This window comes from Streptomyces sp. NBC_01276, assembly GCF_041435355.1.
GTDB lineage: Bacteria > Actinomycetota > Actinomycetes > Streptomycetales > Streptomycetaceae > Streptomyces.
In genome coordinates, this window is sequence record NZ_CP108442.1 from 7,815,452 (window position 1) to 7,835,710 (window position 20,259).

Below are 20,259 nucleotides of genomic sequence, written 5' to 3' on the forward strand. Positions count from 1 at the left end.
GAACAGGTGGGTGAAACGTGGCACGCGTCACGGCCGAGTCGCACGTCCCCGAACCCCAGGCGCCCGCCGGCCGCACCCGGAGGCGGCTGACCCGCCGTCTGGCCGCCTTCGCCGGAGCGCTGCTCCTGTGCGCGCTGCCCGCGCGAGCGGCCGGTGCCGACCGGCTCCACGACGTGGGCCCGCACACCGGCCCGCCGCTGTACGTGTCCGACTACGGCAACAACCGCGTGGTCACGCTGCCCACCGACGGGGGCGGCCAGACCACCCTCCCCCTGGACGGTCTGGTACGCCCGACAGGGCTGGCCTGGGACCGCACGGGCAGCCTCTACGTCTCCGACACCGGGAACAACCGGGTGGTGCGGTCGGCCCCGGACGGCAGCGGCCAGTCCACCGTGGCCACCGAGGGCCTCTCGCGCCCCCTGGGCCTGGCCGTCGACTCCGCCGGCGACCTCTACGTCGCCGACAGCTTCAACGACCGCGTCGTGAAGGTGCCGGCCGACGGCAGCGGCCAGACCACCGTTCCCACCACCGGGCTGCTGCACCCCTGGGGGCTGGCCCTGGAACCCGACGGGGACCTGTACGTCTCCGACTTCGTCAACGACCGCGTGGTGAGGGTGCCCGCCGACGGGAGCGGGCAGTCCACCGTCCCCACCAGCGGCCTCTCGCAGCCCACCGGTCTCGCCCTGAGCGCCGCGGGCGACCTCTACGTCTCCGACAGCGGCAACGACCGCGTGGTGCGGATCGCGGCGGGAACCGGCGAGCAGACCACGGTCCCCACCACCGGCCTGAGCAGCCCGCTCGGCCTCGCCCTCGACCACCACGGCGCCCTCTACGTCGCCGATGCCTTCAACAACCGGGTCGTCCGCGTCCGCCTCTCCGACGGCGTCCAGACCACCGTGGACTCCACCGGCCTGGCCACCCCGACGGGCCTCGCCTTCCCTCCGCGTTCCGCCCGGCCGGCGCGGTAGTGCCGGTCACCCGGGGCGGCGGAGTCCGTTCCGGGTGACCGGGCCGACGCGGGCGTCCCCGAACGGCCCTTCGCACCGCCGTACTTCCGTACTTCCGTACGGCGGTACCGGGACGCCGGCCCCGGCCCTGTGGGTGGATCCCCCTGGGGCACCTCCCTCCGTCGGCCCGACGACCTGATGTCATAGCCTCCAGGTGCCCGGCCACAGGCCCTGTCGTCGACGCCCACGTGCCCTCGCGCCCGCAACGGCGCCGAGCGGGACCGGGCGACCGGGCGGGAGCACAGCCGGGCTGTCGGGCGTTGGAGCGTGGGAGGAGCGGTCTCGTTGGACACACCGCGCCACCCGAGGGAAGAGGAGGATCCGATGAGCACGGCCGACGAGGGACGGCAGTGGCCGGACGAGGCCAGTGTCGACAACGCGCGGACGACGCTGCTGCAGCTCCTCGCGCGGGCGGGGGTCCCTTCCGGTGACGCGCGGGAACTGATCGGGCTGGTGGAGGCGGGCGCCCTCGCCCTGGCCTACGAGGAACTGAGCGGCAGCGGCCGCGAGGCTCCGGGGGACAAGGGCGAGGAGTACGCGACGGGCTGGCTCGACGGCGCCGGGGACGCGCTGGAGGAACTCGGCGCCGTCGCCGAGCGGACGCTCCAACGGGTCGTCGGCCCGGACGGGCAACAGGGTCCGGCGGGGGAGCGCCCGCGGGCCGGGCGCATGGAGGTGGAACGGGCACGGGTCGCGCTCACGCCCCTGTACCTGTCGTTCACGGCGGTCTCGGAACTGGACCCGGAGGTGACCGAGGAGGTGCTCGCCGCCGTCCTCGCCACGATGACGGTCCGCCAGCGGGCCGGCTACGCCGGGCGCCTCACGCGGTTCGCCGCGGCCCACCGGCCCCGACTGGAGCGGATGTTCGCGGCGTTCGGACCGGGCAGCGCCATCACGGTGCACGGCCGCTACTCGCTCCTCCACTCCGCCACGAGCCTCGCGGTGCTGGAGCGGCTCGCGACCGTACCCGGGGAACTGCGTGAGGAGTGGGACGCGGCGGAGCTGCCCCCCGCGTGGCTCGACGGGCTGACCACCGCCTGGAACGCCCCGGCATGACCGCGGGCCGGCCGCAGCCGGGCGGGGCGGACGCGCACCCTCCCGGCCGGCCGGAGGGACGGAGCCGACCGGATTCGAACCGGCGTCCTCGCGGTTTTGGAGACCGCGCGCGACGACCTCTGCGCTACGGCCCCGTCCGTCCGGCATCGTAAGCCACTGCGGGACCCGCCCCTCCGGCGCCGCCGAGGAGGGCGGGTCGCGAGGCCGCCCGGCGGACCCGCACCGCCACTGCCGCCTCCCCGACGGTGCCGAGCCCGCGCGTCACCTGCCGTACAGGAAGAAGCGGGCGGGGACGAAGACCTCGTGGCCCGTCGGGAAACGGACACGCACCCCGTCCTGCGTCCACGTGGTGGATTCGATTCCGTCCTTCCCCAGAGCGGTGTCGACGTCCACCCAGTGCCCGTAGGTCCCGACGGATTCCCTGCCGATCACCATCCGGTAGGAGTGCCGCCCGGACAGGGTGTGGCTGTGCACGAGCGCCAGCGAGTGCGGCACCCCGTCCTGGTAGACCACCGCCGAGGGAGCGGTACTGCGGTACGCCACCTCGGTCCGCGGCCACCACAGGACCGTCATGACGACGGCGGCCAGCACGACACCGGCCACGCCGCCCAGCAGCGCCATGCCGATCGCGGCCCTGTGGCGGCGCCCTGCGGTCGGATCGGGTCGGTGTGCGGCGAGCGTGTCGATGGTGCCCCTCCAGGGTCGGTGTCCTCCCGGACCGGCTGACCGGGGACGGCTCTGCGGGTAGGACGCGCAGCCGGGCCGATCGGTTGTGGTGGCGGGGGCGGGGCGGCCCCTGCCGGTTCGCCGCCACGCCGCCACGCAAAGGGTCGCGCATGGTGACACCGGGTGAGGTTCGGGGGCTCCGGCGGTGAGCCGTCCCATAGGACCCAGGTCACATACGAAGCGGCGTCGTAGTCGCCCGAGGCCCGTGCGCACCCTCAGGGACCGGCTCCCGGCCGGGGTGGCGGAGGGGGACGGCGGGGCCCCTCCTGCGAGGGTGTGTAGTAGGCGGGGTCTTTGCCAGGCGGTCGGGGCGTCGGTAGAACTGGATGGGTCGCCGGGCGGCACGGGTGCTTCACCCGCCGCCCAGGATCCCCTCTGCTTCTGCGTGAGTGGTTCACGCACGTCTTCGGCGTGCCCGCGACGGTCCTTGTCCCCTTCGGAAGGTTCCTCCGTGTCCAACGCAGTCATCCGCCGCATCGCCGCTTCGAAGAAGACCCTCGCGGGTACCGTCCTCGCCCTGGGTGTCGCCGGTTCGATGCTGGCCACGGTTCCCGCGCAGGCCGCCCCGATGAACGCCAAGGCGATCGCGCAGCAGATGATCAAGGACCCGGCGCAGTTCGCGGCCTTCGACAAGATCGTCTCTCACGAGAGCGGCTGGGACTTCACCGCGACGAACGCCTCCTCGGGCGCCTACGGCCTGGTCCAGGCCCTGCCGGCCTCGAAGATGGCCTCGGCGGGCTCGGACTGGAAGTCCAACCCGGCCACCCAGATCAAGTGGGGCCTGGACTACATGAACTCCCGCTACGGCAGCCCCGTCGGCGCCTGGAACTTCTGGCAGAACAACCACTGGTACTAAACCACCGGTGGACAGCGGACAGCGGACCGCGGACATCCGAAAACGCCCGGCAGGGACCACCCCGCCGGGCGTTTTCGCATGCCCGCGCAACCGGCGGCGATCCCTGCCCGGTCTGCGGCGCTCCGGCCCGACCTGCTCCCTCCCCCGGGCGGGGGAGCGGGATCAACCCGGGAAGTGATGTGCGGGCCGGCCTGCCGGGGCCAGGCTTCTGCCATGACTTCGAAGATGCTGACGCCGACGGTATCGGTGGCCTGTGGCTGGTGGGTGGGTGCCGCGGGTGCCCTCGCGGCCGGGGCCGGGCTGTACGAGGCCCGGCCGCCGGTTGCCGTGTGGGCCCTCGCGGCGGCGGTGGCAGCGGCGGGAGCGGGCCTCGCCGCGCGAGCGCGCGTACTGCTGTGGGCGGCCTGCGGGCTGTCCGTGGCGGCCGGCTGCACGCTGCTGATGGACGTGCTCGCGCTGCTGTTCGGGCAGGGCGTGGACAGCGTGACGGGCGCGGTGACGCATGCGCTGGGCCTGGTGGGAGCACTGCTCACGGGCGCTGCCGCCGTGGCCGCCGGCGCGAGGCGGGACGCGGCCGTGGCGGCCCGGCCGGGACCGCCGGGGCGATGGATCCCGTACGTCGGGGTGGCGACCTTCCTGCCGTACATCGCGATGAAGCTCCACTGGGCCCTGGGCGGCACCTTCGCGGGGGTGAGCGGGGCCGAGGTGCTGGCGGAGTCCGAGCGCAACGGGGCCTCCGGGGTGTGGCTGACCCTGGAACGGTGGGGGCTGGACGCCACCGTACTGATGGCCCTCGCCGGGATCCTGCTGCTGTTCTGCCTGATCCGGCCGTGGGGCCTGCGCCTGCCGCGCTGGCTGCCGTTGACCCCGGCGCTGATCGGGACGGCCACCCTGGTGCCCTACGGGCTGCTGGGGCTGGGGTACCTGGCGCTGGCCCAGACGGGTGTGATCGACATCCCGACCGGGAGCTTCGACTCGGCCGACGACACCCTGCTGGTCGGATGGATCGGGTACGCGGCCTTCTCCGGATACGGTGTGGCCCTGCTGGCGGCGACCCGCTGGTACTGGCGCCGTACACGTGGGCGCGTAGGGACCGGTCCGCTGACACCGGACGCCGATGTCAGCGCCGGGCCGGCGGCGGACCGGTGAACCGCCGGCCGTGACGGAACTACCCGGCTCCGGCGCTCTCGATCCGTTCGAGGACCGCCGTGTACAGGGACCGCTTGTCCGGCCGGGCGTGCACGGCGGCATGCCGGAGGGCGGGGACCGCCGCCGCACCCATGCCCACGAGCCCCTCGGCCGCCGCCTTGCGGACGGCGGGATGGGGGTGCTCCAGCAATCCGGTCACCGCGGGGGCCGCGGGGATCCAGGTCGCGTGGCAGAGCGTCCGGACCGCCGTGCGCACCAGGTCCGGCTGGGGGTCGTCCAGCAGCATCGACGTGTGGTGCAGATGGGCCGGGCGGTCCAGCATGGCCCGCGAGGTCCGGTGGGCGTGCAGGCGGACCCCGGCCCTGGGATGGCGCAGCAGCTCGGCGATCAGCTCCCGCAGCCCGGGGTCCCGGTCCGCGTCCGGACCGCGGTGTCCGGCGGCCAGCCACGTGAGCGCCTGGCGCACCCGCACCGGGTCGCCGCTGCGGGCCAGGTCCAGCAGCTCCTGCCGCGACGGCGGCGCCGACGCCTCCGCCGGCGCGGCCGGGGCGCGGTGCCGGAGCACCGCCAGCGCGGCGGCGTCCTGCTCCGCCGCGTCCGGGCGGCGCAGCGGACCCTCGACGAGCAGCAGCCGGTCGGCCTGGTCGTCGCGCCCTTCGGCCCGCAGCCGACGACGGGCCCGGGTCAGCGCCGGGGTGCGCAGCAGGGAGCGTCCGTGGAGCAGGTCGAGGAACCCCCACGCCCCGGCGTCGAGGCGCTCGCCGAGGTGCTCCGCCAGTACGTCGGCGGGGACGGCGCCCAGCGCCCGCCCGGCCGCGGAACTGCCGGCGGGCGGGTCGTGCTCCCACCATTCGAGCAGCAGCGGGACCAGCGGTCCCGGCTGCCAGGTGTCGAGCCGGGTCGCCACGAGGGCCACCCGGTCGTGCAGGACCTCGTCCGCGCGCAGGTCCGCCTCGCCGATGGCGGTCAGCGCGCGGGCCGGGAGGGTATCGATGGGTACGTCGACGCGGCCCCGCAGGTACGCGCGGAGCACGGCGAGCCGGACCTCGGGCTCGGGCCACTTCGCGAGCGCCAGGGCGGCGGCCTGCCGCCGGTCGGGAGCGGGGCCCGCCAGCATGTCCAGCAGGCGCTCCCGCTGCGCGGCCGAACGGGGCTGGTCGAGGTCGTCGACGTGCACGGTCCGGGGTTGCGGCGCCGCGGCGCGGGCGGTCTCGGCGATGGTCCAGGAGGGCGCGTCGAGGGGCTGGACGTCCGTCATCCAGTCGACGAGCGCGGCGCGTACCTCGGGGCCGGCGCCGGGGTAGGCGTCGATCAGGGCGTCCAGGCGTTCCCGGGAGCCGGGGACGCCGTCCTGCCGTTCGCGAAGCCGGCGCAGTTCCCCCTGTGCCCTCGGCGAGCGCACCGCCGCGTCGAGCGCGGCCCGCCACCGCCGTGCCCCCGCGGTGGCCGTGGGGGAGGGCGGGGCGGCGAAGGCCTCACGCAGCACGGCGGCCTCCGCCTCCCAGGGCCCGGCTCCCAGCCGGGCCGAGGCGAGCGCCCGATCCAGGTCGGAACGGACCAGCACCGCGCCCAGGGCGCGCAGCAGCGTCAGGGTGGACCGGCTCCCCGCGGGGGCGGGGGGCAGCGCGCGCACCGTGCGGGCGACGGCTGCCCCCTCGGCCGCCGCGAGGCGCGGTGCGACCGCTTCGAGCACCGCGATGAGGTCGTCCCGGTCTGCGGCCGAGGCCGCGTCCGGTCCGGCGGGTCCGGCGGGTCCGGCAGGTCCGGCAGGTCCGGCGGGCCGGGCGAGACCGGAGAGTCCGTCGAGGAGGACGTTCGCGGACCGGCCGAAGGCCGTCAGTTCCCCGGCCGTCCACGGCGCGGGACAGAGCCGCAGCGTGAGCCGCAGGACGAGACGCGCCCGGACGGCGGGCTCGCCGCCGGCCAGACGGAGCCAGTCCGCCAGCATGGGCCGCAGCGTCCGCAGTCGGGTGGGGTCCGGCAGCTCGGGCCGCGCGGCGAGGCGTAGCGCCACGGACGGGTCCCACCCCCGCTCCGTCAGCTTCCTGACGTCCTGCTCCGCCCCGGAGGCCACCGTCGGAGGCGGTACGGCGGGCCGGGTGACCCCGTGATGGGCCATGGCCGTCGACAGGTCCCCGGCCGTCCCGGAGGCGAGGCCGATCCGGCCGGTCGCCAGCAGCGCGAGGAGCGTCGGCGCGACCCGTGACGACTGGCCGTGCAGGGCGAGGACCGAGCGCGCCGAGAGCGTACGGTCGAGGCCTTCCAGCAGCAGCCCGCGGGTACGGGCGTCCTCGCTGTGTTCTGCGGCGGCGAGGACGGTCGCCGGGTAGGCGTCGCCGAGGACGCCGCGCAGTGCCTCGACGAGCGTGCCGCGCAGGCCCGGATTGTCGTGGCGCCCGAGCCAGTGGAGCATGGCCGGCACGGCCAGGGGCGTGCCCGCGCCGACCAGGACCTCGGCGGCGGTCTTCTTGACGTTCATGTTCGGATGGCCGAGGCAGGCGGCGATCGCGGCGGAGGCCCAGCGGGCCCGCGCGTGACCGAGCGCCAGGAGCGCCTGCCGTACGGTCTGGACGTCCTGGGCCGAGGTCAGCGCGATCAAGGTCGCCGACAGTGCCTGGGCGTCGTCCCCCGCGGCGTCGCGGGCGAGCAGCGCGATCACGTGCTTGCGCACGTGCCGGTCGCGGTGCCGCAGCAGGCGGTGCACCCGCGCACGGGTGCCCGCGTAGGGGGCACGGAGCAGGAGTTCGAGCAGGATCGCCTGCTCGCCGGCCGACAGCCCGGGCCGGTCCAGCAGGTCCAGCGCCATGGTCGCGACGAGCGCGTGTCCGGCGTCCGCCGCGGTGGCCGCGTCGAGCAGGCAGGAGGGCCTGATCCGTCCCCGCTCGTGGAGGCGACGGCCCAGGCCGTGCACGGCCTCCAGGACCTCCCCGGGCACCACGGGCTCCCCGGCGGGCCGGCCGCCGTCGGAACGCGGGGCGGCTGCGCCCGGCTCGTGGGACGCCGCCAGCTCGGCCACGACGCGCAGGAGCAGGTCGGCGATGACCGGCAGCGTGCCGGCGCCGCCGTGGGCGGCCAGCCTGCGCAGTGCGGCCACCGGCCGGCCGGGGTCCAGGTGGGAACTCAGGAGGGCCAGTTCCCGTTCGTCCGGGCCGCCCAGATCCACGGCGATGCGCGGGGGCAGATCGGCGGGATCGAGACGGTCGAGGACGTCGCGCCGCTGGGCCGGATCCTGGGTCAGGTGCCACAGCACCTCAAGGGCGCGGTCGCGCACGGCACGCAGGTGTGGTGCGATCACGCCCGCGCTTTCCGCGGGGGAGGGCGCGGTGGCGGTGGCGGATGCCGGGTCCGGGCCCGTGGCGAGACCGAGTCCCCGCCTCAGCGCGGCCGTCGTCCGGTGCCCGCCGATGGCCTCCAGAGCGGCCAGGGCCGCAGCGGGCGCCGACGGCAGGAGGGCGATCACGGACTCTTCCGCATCCGTGTGCCGCAACGCCCGGATCGCGTCGAGGAGCGGCCCGGGGGCGGGGGCCGAGGGAAGCGCCCGTGTGATCGCGTCGCCGATGGGAAGTTCCGCCGCCCCCTGTCCGGCCAGGGCGACCAACAGCGCGATCCGCCGAGGCCCGCACGGATCTTCGGCGAGCGCATCCACCAGTGCGCGGAACATCTCCTGCCGACACGTGAACAGGATCGTCGCCACCTCGGCGGGCGCGATCGTGTGATCGGCCAGTGCCAGGCCGAGGACGGAGGGGACCTGCGCGGCGTCGGCGAAGTGCCCACGCCGGTGGAGCCCCCGCAGGCAGGTCATCGCGGGCCCGCCGAAGAGCAACGGATCCCGTGCGGCGACGGCCGTCAGCGCGCCGATGTCACCCCGGTCCGCCAGGTCACCGAGCAGTTCCATCCCGCGCGTGCGGAGCCCCGGCGGCAGATCCGGATCCTCGATGACCTGCCACAGCAGCCCGGCGTGCCCGTGGCGGGCCGCGGCCGTGAGCGCGGCGCCGGCCGCCGCGGGCCGTGCGACCACCGAATCGGCCGCCAGGAAGGGAGACAGGCACCCGAGCGGCAAGGGGGACAACGCGGCCCACGGCTCGCCGAGTTCGTCCAGCGCGGCGGCGGCGACGTCCGCGCTGCCCGCGCTGCCCGCGCCGAGGAGCCCGATCAGATGGCCGCGCACCAGTACGGGCGCCAGCAGGCCGGCGTGCAGCCCCTGCCGGGTCAGTCGCAGCGCCGCGGCCTGCAACACCGGGTCACCGCTGTCCACCAGCTCGTCCACGAGCTGCTCCGGCCGGGGCGCGCGGGTGACGGTGGTCTCCCGCACGGCCTGGTACAGCAGTTCGCCCCGAGCCTCCTTCCGGACCATCGTGGGCTCGTTCAGGAGCTCGGCGCGCAGCCAGGCGATCCGCACCCGTGCCGGCAGCCCGGCCGAACGCCACGCGGGTATGCGGGGTTCCCGGAGATACTGCCCCAGTCGTTCGTAGAGCCGCGCCAGGACGAGCGCCGCCTCCGGCGGCCCTTCCACGGACGTCGGCAGCAGTTCCGCGAGTTCGGCCATCCCCGCCGCGTCGCCCGTCCGGACCGACGCGACGCGCTCGGCCAGCAGGAGCAGCCCCAGGTGCCGCAGGTCCGGATCCCCGTGCCGGACCAGAGGCCCGAAGACGGCCGGAGGGCAGAGCCGTACGTCGATGTGGCCGGACAGCCAGCGGACGTCGGCTCGACGGACCGCGTCGCGGAAGGATGTGTCTGCGGGCGTGATCACCGTCGGATGCTAGCCGGGAGCTTCCCGGTACCACCAAAGGGATTGCGCCGGGGCCGCAGGGCCACGCACCCGGCATCCGGACCGTGCCCGTCGCCGCGTACGGCTCCGGCCGTCGCGCGGTCCGAGGTGCGACCTCCGTGGAGGGGAGGTGCGATGGATGCGGGCGGGCAGTCCCTCACCAGCCCGGCGGACGACCGGAGAGCGGCGGTGATCCACGTGAGCGCACAGGCCGGAGCCGTGACCCGAAGGGGCCGCGCGGAAGTCGGGAGGAGGACCGGCGCGGCCCGTGCTCTGGGCGCTGCGGCCTGCCTCGTCCTCGTCCTTGCGCTCGCCCCCGAGGCCCGCGCCGGAGTCGGCGCCTCCGACGCCTCCGACGCACCCGGCGAGCACTGTTCGCCGGGCTGGGTGTGCGGATGGACCGGTCCCGCGTACACGGGCGTGGTCAGCCTGGTGGCCACGGACATGCCGCGCTTCCCCGAGACGACTGCCTACGTAGGGTTCAACGACGGGGCGTCGGTGTGGAACGGTGCCGCCGCCCGCACGGCGGACGGCGCGCTGTGGGGCCGGTGCGTCACCGTCTACAGCAAGCCCGGTTACAAGGGCCGGAGCCTGACCGTCCTTCCGGGGCGGGGCATCGCACAACTCCCGGCAGCCTTCGGGCACATCCATTCCGGCCGGTTCCACGACTGCCGGCTGCCCTGACCCCGGGGCCACGCGCGCCGCAGGCGCGACTCAGGGCAGGCCGCGCCACCGCCTGGACCGGGAGATGAGCAGCAGCGGCAGGCCCACGACCCACACCAGCGCGCCGATGACGATCACTGCGCTCCAGAAGGCCGATCCCCGGCCGGCGTCCGGGGCCACCCGGGCCATGAGGAAGAACGGACCGAGTGCCAGGGCGGGACCGGCCACCCACCAGATCAGGTAGGTGGTCAGGACGTCGCGCACGCGTAAGGGCGAACGTCCGAGGACGCCATAGGAGGTGGTCGACGTACCGCCTCCCACGGCGCCCGGCGCATACTGCGTGGCCCCCACGACCAGTCGGTACCGCCGCAGCGGTACGACCGGCATGTAGCTGATCACGAACCACTCGGTGGCGTGGTGGCTGCCGTCGGGCTGCCTGTGGCTGAATCCCAGGTACTTCGTACCGATGCCGTTCCACGTGGACACGCCGCATCCCCCTCGTCAGGCCCGCGGCCAACAGGCTTACACGGTAGGGGCAGGGACGCGGCACGGCAGGAATTCGGCCAACTCGGCGCCGAAACGGGGCGTGTCCTGCCGGCGTGCGTTGCACTCAGGGGGCGCACGTGGCGCGGTGGGGCAGGGGAGTGCTTCCACGCGCTCCGGGCCGTGTGCACGCCGTCGCAGGGCACCCCCTGGAGGGCGTCCGCGCACCGGTGCGGCAGGGTGTTGGTCATGAGCCCCGATTCCGCGGCCCCCGGCCCGCTCCGCCACCACGACGACGGCACGTGGCTCGTCCGCTTCACCGCTCGGATCCTCGTGGTCTGCCCGGGGTGCGGCGGCCGGGCGCTCGTCGTACCCCGGCCGCCGCTCGCGGCGTCGGAGTACTCCGGCCAGCTGCTCTTCCTGCCCCGCCGCCTCAGCTGCCCCGGCTGCGGCCGGGTCGCCGACCGGACGGCCGAACAGCGGGGCGCCGGGCTGGTCGGCGCGGTGCCCGGCGGCACCGAGGACCCCTTCTTCAGGCGGCCGCTGTGGCTCCAGACGCGGTGCGTGGGACGGGTGCTGTGGGCCTACGACGAGGAGCACGTCGATGCCCTCGCCGCCTACGTGGGCGCCCGGCTGCGCGAACGCCGTGCCTCCCCCACGCGGGCGATGTTCGCCCGGCTCCCGGGCTGGATGAAGTCCGCGCAGCACCGGGACCAGGTCCTGGCGGGCCTGGCGACCCTGCACTCCCTGGCACGCCGCTCGGCACCGGCCGACCGCTCCGACGCCGCCCACGAGCGCGGCGACCGGCCCCGCCACCACGGCAGCCTGCTCGTCCGCGGCGGCCCCTACCCACGGACACCGGGACCCTGAACGGCGGCGCCCGTGCGGAGGCCACCGCAGGGCTGCCCCGCGCGCGGCTGCTTCAGGACGTCGGCGGGCCGTCGAGTGGTACGTCCAGCAGGTCGGACACGGTGGTGAGGGCGGCGCCCAACGGGAGGCCGACCCGGGTGAGCGCGTGCCGGTCGCCCCGCGTCGGATCCCGGTTGACGATCAGCACCGGCTTGCCGGTTTCGGCGGCCTGGCGGACGAACCGGAGGCCGGACATCACCGTCAGCGAGGAACCCAGCACGAGGAGCGAGGTCGCCCCGCGGACGAGCGCGCGGCAGTGCTCCACGCGCGACGGGGGCACGGCTTCGCCGAAGAACACGACGTCGGGCTTGAGGACACCGCCGCACGCCGCGCAGGGCACCACCCGGAAGTCCCCGACCTGTTCGTCGGTGAGGTCGGCGTCACCGTCCGGATTCATCGCGGCGGCCATGGGCTCGAAGCCGGCATTGGCCTCTTCCAGGCGTTCGGCGAGTTCCCGGCGCGAGCCGGAGGCGCCACAGGAGAGGCAGACGACCCGGCCCAGGCTCCCGTGGAGTTCCACCACTTCCTCGCTGCCGGCCGCCTGGTGAAGGCCGTCGACGTTCTGGGTGATCACCCCCGACAGCAGACCCCGTCGTCCGAAGGCCGCCACGGCCCGGTGCCCGGTGTTCGGCCGGGCGCGGCCGAACGTGCGCCAGCCGAGATGACTGCGCGCCCAGTACCGCCGCCGGGCCTGGGCGGAGCCGGTGAACGCCTGGTACGTCATCGGGGTGTGCCGGCGCAGGCTCCCCCCTTCACTCCGGTAGTCGGGGATGCCCGACTCCGTCGACAGGCCCGCTCCGCTCAGTACCAGCACCCCGCCCGCTCGCAGGGCGGCGGCGACGGGCCGTGGATCCTCGGTGCCGGGCGGCAGGTCCGCGGCGGGTGTCCAGCTCAGCGTGGGGCGCGTGCGCATGCCGCCCAGCGTACGGAACGGGCAGGGCGCCGGCACAGGGGCCGATGCCCGCTCTCCGCGCGGGGAGCGGGCCACGGGTCGCTGCCGCCGGCCGACGAAGGCCCCGGAGGGCATCCGGTACGGGTACGAGTGGTCACGGCAGGTGAGGTGCGGGGCTCCCCGTGGTGACTCGGCCCATAGGGCCCACGTCACACACGATCCGGGGTAGTAGCGGTCCGCGGGGTCGGTGAAGCCGTCCGGGAGCGGCTCCGGCCTGCGCGGATCCACCCGGTCCCGCCGAGGCCTCGGACCTCCCGCTGCGAGGGTGTGTAGTAGGCGGGGTCTTTGCCAGGCGGTCGGGGCGTCGGTAGAACTGGATGGGTCGCCGGGCGGCACGGGTGCTTCACCCGCCGCCCAGGATCCCCTCTGCTTCTGCGTGAGTGGTTCACGCACGTCTTCGGCGTGCCCGCGACGGTCCTTGTCCCCTTCGGAAGGTTCCTCCGTGTCCAACGCCGTCATCCGCCGCATCGCCGCTTCGAAGAAGACCCTCGCGGGTACCGTCCTCGCCCTGGGTGTCGCCGGTTCGATGCTGGCCACGGTTCCCGCGCAGGCCGCCCCGATGAACGCCAAGGCGATCGCGCAGCAGATGATCAAGGACCCGGCGCAGTTCGCGGCCTTCGACAAGATCGTCTCTCACGAGAGCGGCTGGGACTTCACCGCCACGAACGCCTCCTCGGGCGCCTACGGCCTGGTCCAGGCCCTGCCGGCCTCGAAGATGGCCTCGGCGGGCTCGGACTGGAAGTCCAACCCGGCCACCCAGATCAAGTGGGGCCTGGACTACATGAACTCCCGCTACGGCAGCCCCGTCGGCGCCTGGAACTTCTGGCAGAACAACCACTGGTACTAAACCACCGGTGGACAGCGGACAGCGGACCGCGGACATCCGAAAACGCCCGGCAGGGACCACCCCGCCGGGCGTTTTCGCATGCCCGCGGCCACTCTCGTCGCAGACGCAGGGGCCGGTCAGCCCATGAGCAGGAGGCGGGTCTGCGGGACGAGCTTCCGGTTCACGCTGGTGCTCTGTACGAAGATCGTGAACTCGTCGTTGTGGTCCGGCTTGACGCGGACTTCCGTGCCGGGCAGGCCCAGCAGGGCGCGGGCCTCCGGCCCGGCGTAGACCCGGTCGGTCTTCTTCTCCAGCACCGCGATCTGCTTCCGCGCCTGGATCTTCTCCGACTTGCTGAGCTGGTAGAAGGCACCGCCGGTGCGGTACGCGTGTCCGGACTCGATGACCCACTCCCGGATCGCCGCGTCACGGTCCACCGGGAGCAGCTGGTACTGACCCGGGTCCACCGGGGTGAGTCCGGCCGCCTTGATGGTGTCCTTGTTGACGGCCTCCGCGCCCATGGAGAACACGGCGCGCGATCCCCGGATGCCCTTCGTACGGCCCACCATGAACTTCTCGGTGGCCTCCCGGATGACCTGCCCGGCCTCCTCCAGGCCCTGCGTGCTGGTGGCGTCCCAGATGGCGATGTTCTCCTTCGGGAAGCCGTACTGCATGGCCTCCCGCTTGCCCATCTGGTCGGGCACCAGGACGGCCAGGGTCCAGTTGTCCTCCTGCTTCGCGATCATCTCGGCCACGGCCTGGACCAGTGCGCGCGGATCGCTGCCGGGCGCGTCCTGGCAGCGGTGGCTCGCGTTCTCCTGACCATCGGTCAGCACGAACGTCAGGAAGCTGTGGTCGCCGTACAGCTGAGCCGTCTGCGCCAGCTCGCGCTGCGACTTCAGGGCGGCCGCCAGCAGGGCCGTCATTCCCCCGACCCGGTACAGCTGCTTCAGGGACGGCATCCGCAGCACGTCCTTGTCGTAGATGACGCACTGCACGGTGTCGGCGAACACGTACACCGTGACACGGGTTTCCTGGTCCAGTTCCTGCGACCGGCGGGCCAGGTAGGCGATCTGCTGGTCCGCCACCTCGATGACCTTGCCGCGCATGTGTGACATGGACGAACTGGCATCCAGAACGAGAGCAACGTGATTGATGTAGTTCTGGTTTCCGGACATGTCCGCTCCCCCTGATCGCGTTTCGATGTCCTCACCCTCGCACCCGCCACTGACAATCGGCCGTGGCTCCCCGGCCCGCCCGGCCGCCCCGCGGCGCTACCGGCTGGGCCAGGGCACGTCGGTCTCGACCGGCCGGTCACAGGCCACGCCGTCGATGCCCCAGCCGTACAACTCCCGGACCCGGTCCATGAACCAGTCGGCCCCGGGCCGGGACTCTCCGAGGCCCCGTTCGGGGTCGGCCCAGAGCGCGCGGACGCGCTCCTGCACCCGGTCGTCGAGCTCCCAGCCGTCGAGGCGGATCCGGCCCTGCCCGTCCAGGACGAGCGGGGTGTGGCCTTCGAGCTGGTCCCACAGGTCGGCGGCCTGCTCGGCGGTGGTGCGGAAGCCGTCCTCACCGAGGACGGTACGCAGGAAGGCGGTGTACAGGGCGATGGAGGGGATGGCGCTGGAGGCCTGGGTGACCGCGGCCCCGGCCACGACGGTGAAGGCGCGGCCGTCCTTCTCCTTGAGCGGGCTGGAGGAGTTGAGGTCGCGGGCGGTCCGCTCCAGGTGCTCCTTGGCCGCGCCGATGGTGCCCTGCCGGTACACGGGAGCGGTGACCTCGGAGCCGACGTAGGTGAGGGCGACGGTGGTGACCTTCTCGGCGAGCAGGCCGCGGGCGGCCAGCGCGCCGATCCACAGGCTCCAGTCGTCGCCGCCCATCACGGCTTCGGTCGCACGGGTCTCCTCGTCCGTGCCGGGTTCGATCCGAGCCCGTACGACCCGCGGTGCAGCGCCGGAGAAGTCCAGCGCGGGTGCCTCGTACGCGGCGCCGAGCGGTTTGATCACGGAGTGGTGGACGATGCCGGTGACCGGGTCGGTGCGCCGGGGGGCCGCGAGACTGTAGACGAGGTGGTCGACCGGCCCGTAGTGCTCCTCAAGAAGGTCGCAGACCCGGGACTTGGCCTCGGCGGAGAAGGCGTCGGTGTTCACGAACCGGATGTCGTGCCCACCGTCTGCGGCGAGTTCGGCGACGGCCGCGGTGCGGTACCAGCCGGCGGTCGCGGTACGGCGACCGTTGTCGGGCGCCTCGAAGGCGACGCCGATTCCGCGGATGCCGTGCCGGCGCAGTCCGGTCAGCAGGGTGGCGAGGCCGTAGCCGGCGGAGTGCCCGAGGATCAGCGCGACCGGGCGGCGGCCGTCGGCACGCTCCGGGATGGCGTCCCACATGCGGCGCACGCTCTGCGCGGCGCCGTCGGGGTGGGAGTTGACGATCAGGAATCCGCGCTGCTTGGGCTCGATCTGGCGAAGGCTCACGAACGGTCCATTCCGTCAGGAGGCGGGGGACGAGGAGCCTGCGTGGTCCGCGACCGTGCTCGTACGGCCGGTCTCCTCGTCCGGGATGATGACGGACGGCCGCGCTGCGGGCCGGTCACCGGTCCGACCGGGGCCGGGCCGGTGACCGGCCCGTCCACCTGGAGTCCTGCTGAGGCCGCCCGTCATCGGAGAGCGTATCCACGATCCGGGCAACCGCTCATGACGGTACGTCACACCTGAACACGGTCTCTCCTTGTCATGTCCGGCATTGACACTCAAACCTTGATCACCAGTCGCCGGTCACGGCCGGGGCCTCCGGGCCGGGATCCGCCGTGGCCTCCCGGTGGCACCGAGGTCGGCCAGCACCTCGCGCGCGGCTCGGGCTCCGGAGGCCAGTGCGCCCTGGAGGGAACCGGTCGCCCGGTGGTCGCCGCAGACGTACCGGCCGGAGCCGAAGCGCGTCGTCCGGGTGAGCGGCAGCGGCGGGGGCATGGCGGGCAGCGCGTCCCGGACGGTGCAGCGGTGCACCAACTCCCAGGCACCGGTGTCGGTGTCGTACGCCTCCGCCAGCGCGGCCCGGACCACCGCCTCCTCCGCGGAGCCGGGAGCGCCGAGGACGGAGGTGGAGATCAGGGCCCGGCCGTCGGGGGCGTAGCCGGAGTGGACCTCGCTGAGCACACAGGTGTTGAGGAACCGGCGCCGGGTGTCGACGAGCAGGGTGGGCTCGTGCAGGGGAGAGCGGGCGGCGGCGTGGTAGAGGGTGGTGACGGTGCGTCCGGCGGGGACGGCGAGTCCGGGCAGCAGCCCGGCCGCCGCCGACTGGCCGGTGGCGACGACGACCGCGTCGGCCCGGAGTCGCGCGCCGTCGGCCAGGACCACGCCGTCATCGGCGAGGCGGGCGACCGGGGTCCCGAGGCTCAGCACGCCGGCGGGGAGGCCGTCGGCGAGCTGGGCGGGCACGGCGCCGATGCCGTCGGCCGGCAGACACAGGGTGCCCCGGAGCATGCTGCGCCACACGAAGTGGAGGAACCGGGAGGAGGTCTCCAGGTCGTCCTCCAGGAACACACCGGCAAGGAAGGGCCGGAAGAAGGATTCGACCAGGTCGGCGGAGAATCCCGCATCGGCCAGGGCGGTCAGGGTGGTCCGCTCGGGGCGCGCCCGCAGCCGGCGGGGCGCAAGGAGCGCGTCGCGCGCCGTCAGGACACCGAGCGCGGTCAGGTCGCGGGCCGAGGCCAGCCGGCCCGGGAGCAGGTCGCGGCTTTCACCGGGTCGCCGGGTGGGGTCGGTGAACCGGCGCAGGCGCCCACCACCGGTGTGGACGAGCACGCCCGGGGTGAAGGGTCGCAGGCGCAGCGGCCTGAGGGCGATGCGCCGTTTGACTTGGGGGTAGGACGTGTTGAACACCTGGAAGCCGCGGTCGAGGACGAAGCCGGAGACACGGTCCGTGCGCATGCGCCCGCCGACCGCTTCGGCCGCTTCCAACAGGCTGACGCCGACGCCCGAGGCGAGCAGGTCGGCGCTGCACGCGAGTCCCGCCGCGCCCGCGCCGACCACGATCACGTGGTTGCCGCGGCCGTTCCCGCCGCCACGGTCCTGTCCGTCTCGCCCCATGCGCGATCACCCTCTCTTCCACCTCTCGACCCCCTTCACGGGGAGACGCTACGACGCGTGGGAGGCCCTGCTCCCGGGGCACACCGGCCGCCTCCCCCCAGGCGGCGCACACCGGCCGGGTCAGGGCGGAGGGGCACGGGTCCGCTACGGCGGGTCCTGGTCACGGCGATCGCCTCTGTCCCCTTGCTTCGCCCGGGGCCGGCCCCGTGGATGCACCTGCTCGCCGCCGGGTGGTGACGCCGGGACGAGGAAGAGGTGGTCGCGGTAGCACCAGGCCCAGTTCTCCCCGCTCCCGTAGGACTCGGCGATCGGGTGGGACGAAGACTCCGCGTGCGCGTGGGCGTGGCGGCCGGGTGAACTGTCGCAGCAGCCCACCTCTCCGCAGGTCAGGCAGCGCAGCAGCCGGTGCCAGGGTGTTCCGAGCACCAGACAGGCGGCGCAGCCACGCTCCGTGGCGAGATCGGTGGGCAGCAGGGCCTGGTCGAGGTGGGCGCACGCGGCGCCCTCGGGTCGCCCGCCGTCGGGGGCGGTGCGCCACCGCGGGGCCTGCCCGTGCGGACCGTTCACGGCCTTCCTCCCTCGGGGTGCGGCTCGGCGGCGGCAAGGGCGTCGGGGTCTCCGGGCCGCCACGAGCGGCTGCCGGGCGGACGGGGCCGGCAGCGCGCCGTCCTGGCCGACGGGCAAGTGGCCGAAATCGAACGGGTGTCACCCGTGCGTCTGATCAAATCGAGCCATGACTGACACGATTCTATCCCTGGGTCCCTTGGTACGGGTGGAGGGCCGTTGGCTGCTGGGCGATCCCGGGCGGGCGGGTGGCGGCGCCTGGGTGGAGTTCGGTGAGGACGGTATGCGCGCCCACGCGCGGGACTCCTCGACGGAGTCGATCCCCTGGTCGAGGATCATGATGGGCATGGGCGTCACCATCGGAGCGAGGCTCCCGGGCAAGGCCGGATCAACGGTCGGCCTGCTCGGCATGTTCGCCGGGCTGCCGGGCCCTTTGCGGGGACGTCGGGGCGGCTATCTGCACATGACTGTTCGGCACCCGTACGAGGACCGCTTGGTCTTCTTCGACCGTCATCCGTGGTGGTACCCCATCGGGGAACTGGCCTTCCTCCAAGCCCTCCTGTCCCATCTGGTCGACGAGGGCGAGCTCCACCGCCTCGCGGACACGGCGTGGCTGGACCGCACGATCACCCGTGTGCTCCCCGTGAACTCGACGACGACGCGGGCCAGGCTGCAGGAAATGGCGTCGGAGGCGACGGGTGCGGGGCGGGCCGGGTGAACCTTCGCTGAGCGCCTCGGACCGCCGGTCCGGAGGGCGGCGGCCGGCGGCGCACCGTCAGGGGCGTTGCAGCATCCTGCGGCGGAGGCTGTCGTAGATCGGCTCGCTCTCCAGGTGGTCGGCGGTGACCGTCGCCGCGAAGCACGCGACGAGCAGCGGGAGCCACAGAGAGACCGCGCCCGTCATCTCCGCGGCCAGGACGATGCCGGTGACCGGTGCGCGGACGACTCCGGTGAACAGGGCGGCCATGCCCACCACGGCGAACGCGGCCGGCCCCGGCGCGTGCGGGGGCAGCACGGGCGCGGCGAGCGCGTGGACCAGCGTTCCCCACAGGGCGCCGAGGGCGAGGAGCGGGGCGAAGAGTCCGCCGGGGGTCGCGGCCGCGTAGCTCAGCGGGCCCGCGACGAACCGGACGGCGAGGTAGGCCGTCAGGGCCGTCACGCCCGGGCCCGCCGCGGTCAGCAGGCGCTCCGTCAGCGGGTCGCCGCCACCGGCCAGCAGCGGGTCCACGGCCATCAGCGCGCCGACCACGGCGCCGATCGCGGCGGCGCGCACCGGCACCGGTACCCGCGTCATCCGGTCGCACAGCTCCAGCGTTCCCACGACCAGGTGGGCGTACGCGGCGCCGAGGGCCCCGGCGGCCGCGCCGAACAGCAGGAACGCCGGCAGCGTCCACAGCGGCGGGGCCGGGAGGTCCGGCAACGGGAAGACGCGGGCACCGCCCACGATCAGCTCGGCACAGGCCACGGCCGCGACGGTGCCGAGCAGCGTCAACAGCACCAGACGGGGCCGCAACGATCGGGTCACCTCCTCGCAGACGAACAGGAGCCCGCTGAGCGGGGCCGAGAACGCGGCGGCCAGGCCCGCCCCGCCGAGCGCGGTGTGCAGCAGCCGGGCGTCCTCGGGCCCGAGCCTGCCGTGTCGGCCGGCCAGGACCCCGATGGCGGCGCCCATGTGGACGGTCGGGCCCTCCCGTCCCAGGACCAGGCCGGAGCCGATCGCGACGAGGCCACCGGCGAACTTCGCGGGCAGCAGCCGCCAGGGGTGCGTGGCGCTCTCCCCCCGCCAGACCGCTTCCACGTGCTGGATGCCGCTGCCGGCCGCGTACGGGACCCGCCGGGCGATGAGGTGGGCGACCAGCGCACCCGACGCGGTCAGGGCGATCGGAACCAGCACCCCGGCCACTCCGAGCCCGGCGGCGGCCCCCAGCAGCGCACGGCGGAGCGCGTCGGCCCGTTCCAGGCACCACCGGAAGCCGCCGCCCACCAGCCCGACCAGGCATCCCGCCGCCGCGGTGACCACGAAGGCGCGTACGTCCGCTGCGAGAGGGGGCCGGGCACCGGGCATGGGCCACCCCTCCTGTGAGCCGCACGGACCTGTCGGCCGAGCCTTCCCGCCCGGGCGGCCCGGGGCGGCGCACCGCGCCGTGTCCGGGCAGCCCGCCACCCCGACCGGCCGAACCCGTGGCGGAAGGCCGCCCCCGGCGCGCCGCCCAGG

At 74.4% G+C, this 20,259-nt stretch carries 17 protein-coding genes and 1 tRNA gene; 8 read left to right on the forward strand and 10 right to left on the reverse strand.

Annotation, left to right across the window (positions count from 1 at the left end; translation table 11 throughout):
- Positions 1–17: 17 nt before the first annotated feature.
- Together OG295_RS35100 and OG295_RS35105 are read left to right on the forward strand one after the other, a co-directional pair.
- Positions 18–968: a hypothetical protein gene (locus OG295_RS35100; protein ID WP_371680688.1), complete on the forward strand. Its 951-nt coding sequence runs from the start codon at positions 18–20 to the stop codon at positions 966–968.
- A gap of 363 nt (positions 969–1,331) precedes the next feature.
- Positions 1,332–2,063: a hypothetical protein gene (locus OG295_RS35105; RefSeq protein WP_371680689.1), complete on the forward strand. Its 732-nt coding sequence runs from the start codon at positions 1,332–1,334 to the stop codon at positions 2,061–2,063.
- Positions 2,064–2,122: 59 nt separating this feature from the next.
- Here the strand turns inward: OG295_RS35105 and OG295_RS35110 are convergent.
- Together OG295_RS35110 and OG295_RS35115 are read right to left on the reverse strand one after the other, a co-directional pair.
- Positions 2,123–2,197 (reverse strand) — tRNA-Trp (locus OG295_RS35110).
- 127 nt (positions 2,198–2,324) lie between these two features.
- A complete protein-coding gene (locus OG295_RS35115) occupies positions 2,325–2,684 on the reverse strand; it encodes a hypothetical protein (RefSeq protein ID WP_371680690.1) in 360 nt (119 codons plus the stop codon).
- 556 nt (positions 2,685–3,240) lie between these two features.
- Here OG295_RS35115 and OG295_RS35120 point away from each other — a divergent pair.
- Both OG295_RS35120 and OG295_RS35125 read left to right on the forward strand, forming a co-directional pair.
- On the forward strand, positions 3,241–3,645 hold the full coding sequence (locus OG295_RS35120; protein WP_100661137.1) for a transglycosylase SLT domain-containing protein: 405 nt from the start codon (positions 3,241–3,243) through the stop codon (positions 3,643–3,645).
- Positions 3,646–3,858: 213 nt separating this feature from the next.
- Positions 3,859–4,794 (forward strand): hypothetical protein, encoded by a 936-nt coding sequence (locus OG295_RS35125; RefSeq protein ID WP_371680691.1) that lies wholly within the window; start codon positions 3,859–3,861, stop codon positions 4,792–4,794.
- Positions 4,795–4,813: 19 nt separating this feature from the next.
- Here the strand turns inward: OG295_RS35125 and OG295_RS35130 are convergent, their stop codons facing one another.
- Positions 4,814–9,544, reverse strand: a complete 4,731-nt coding sequence (locus OG295_RS35130) for a HEAT repeat domain-containing protein (RefSeq protein ID WP_371680692.1) — start codon at positions 9,542–9,544, stop codon at positions 4,814–4,816.
- A 153-nt stretch (positions 9,545–9,697) separates the two neighbouring features.
- Between OG295_RS35130 and OG295_RS35135 the strand changes: the two genes are divergently transcribed.
- Positions 9,698–10,246 (forward strand): peptidase inhibitor family I36 protein, encoded by a 549-nt coding sequence (locus OG295_RS35135; RefSeq protein ID WP_371680693.1) that lies wholly within the window; start codon positions 9,698–9,700, stop codon positions 10,244–10,246.
- 30 nt (positions 10,247–10,276) lie between these two features.
- Here OG295_RS35135 and OG295_RS35140 read toward each other — a convergent pair whose 3' ends face one another.
- Complete coding sequence (locus tag OG295_RS35140) at positions 10,277–10,711, reverse strand: hypothetical protein (RefSeq protein WP_371680694.1); 435 nt, start codon at positions 10,709–10,711, stop codon at positions 10,277–10,279.
- A gap of 246 nt (positions 10,712–10,957) precedes the next feature.
- Between OG295_RS35140 and OG295_RS35145 the strand changes: the two genes are divergently transcribed.
- Positions 10,958–11,578 carry a hypothetical protein gene (locus OG295_RS35145; RefSeq protein WP_371680695.1) on the forward strand — a complete coding sequence of 207 codons (621 nt, stop codon included), beginning with the start codon at positions 10,958–10,960 and terminating at the stop codon, positions 11,576–11,578.
- A 52-nt stretch (positions 11,579–11,630) separates the two neighbouring features.
- Here OG295_RS35145 and OG295_RS35150 read toward each other — a convergent pair whose 3' ends face one another.
- Positions 11,631–12,530, reverse strand: coding sequence for an NAD-dependent protein deacetylase (locus tag OG295_RS35150; protein ID WP_371680696.1), 900 nt, complete (start codon positions 12,528–12,530; stop codon positions 11,631–11,633).
- A 481-nt stretch (positions 12,531–13,011) separates the two neighbouring features.
- Here OG295_RS35150 and OG295_RS35155 point away from each other — a divergent pair, with 481 nt between their 5' ends.
- Positions 13,012–13,416 carry a transglycosylase SLT domain-containing protein gene (locus OG295_RS35155; RefSeq protein ID WP_100661137.1) on the forward strand — a complete coding sequence of 135 codons (405 nt, stop codon included), beginning with the start codon at positions 13,012–13,014 and terminating at the stop codon, positions 13,414–13,416.
- A gap of 116 nt (positions 13,417–13,532) precedes the next feature.
- On the opposite strand, the gene OG295_RS35160 is transcribed toward OG295_RS35155, so the two are convergent.
- From OG295_RS35160 to OG295_RS35175, 4 genes are all read right to left on the reverse strand, one after another.
- Positions 13,533–14,573, reverse strand: a complete 1,041-nt coding sequence (locus OG295_RS35160) for a vWA domain-containing protein (RefSeq protein ID WP_371680697.1) — start codon at positions 14,571–14,573, stop codon at positions 13,533–13,535.
- A gap of 96 nt (positions 14,574–14,669) precedes the next feature.
- A complete protein-coding gene (locus tag OG295_RS35165) occupies positions 14,670–15,869 on the reverse strand; it encodes an enoyl-[acyl-carrier-protein] reductase FabV (RefSeq protein WP_371680698.1) in 1,200 nt (399 codons plus the stop codon).
- A 300-nt stretch (positions 15,870–16,169) separates the two neighbouring features.
- The gene (locus OG295_RS35170; RefSeq protein WP_371680699.1) at positions 16,170–17,480 is read right to left on the reverse strand and encodes an NAD(P)/FAD-dependent oxidoreductase; all 1,311 of its coding nucleotides are present in this window, start codon (positions 17,478–17,480) and stop codon (positions 16,170–16,172) included.
- Positions 17,481–17,624: 144 nt separating this feature from the next.
- Positions 17,625–18,047, reverse strand: coding sequence for a UBP-type zinc finger domain-containing protein (locus tag OG295_RS35175; RefSeq protein WP_371680700.1), 423 nt, complete (start codon positions 18,045–18,047; stop codon positions 17,625–17,627).
- 166 nt (positions 18,048–18,213) lie between these two features.
- Between OG295_RS35175 and OG295_RS35180 the strand changes: the two genes are divergently transcribed.
- Positions 18,214–18,762, forward strand: coding sequence for a hypothetical protein (locus OG295_RS35180; protein WP_371680701.1), 549 nt, complete (start codon positions 18,214–18,216; stop codon positions 18,760–18,762).
- A 57-nt stretch (positions 18,763–18,819) separates the two neighbouring features.
- Here the strand turns inward: OG295_RS35180 and OG295_RS35185 are convergent, their stop codons facing one another.
- Positions 18,820–20,109, reverse strand: a complete 1,290-nt coding sequence (locus OG295_RS35185) for a chloride channel protein (RefSeq protein ID WP_371680702.1) — start codon at positions 20,107–20,109, stop codon at positions 18,820–18,822.
- Positions 20,110–20,259 lie beyond the last annotated feature (150 nt).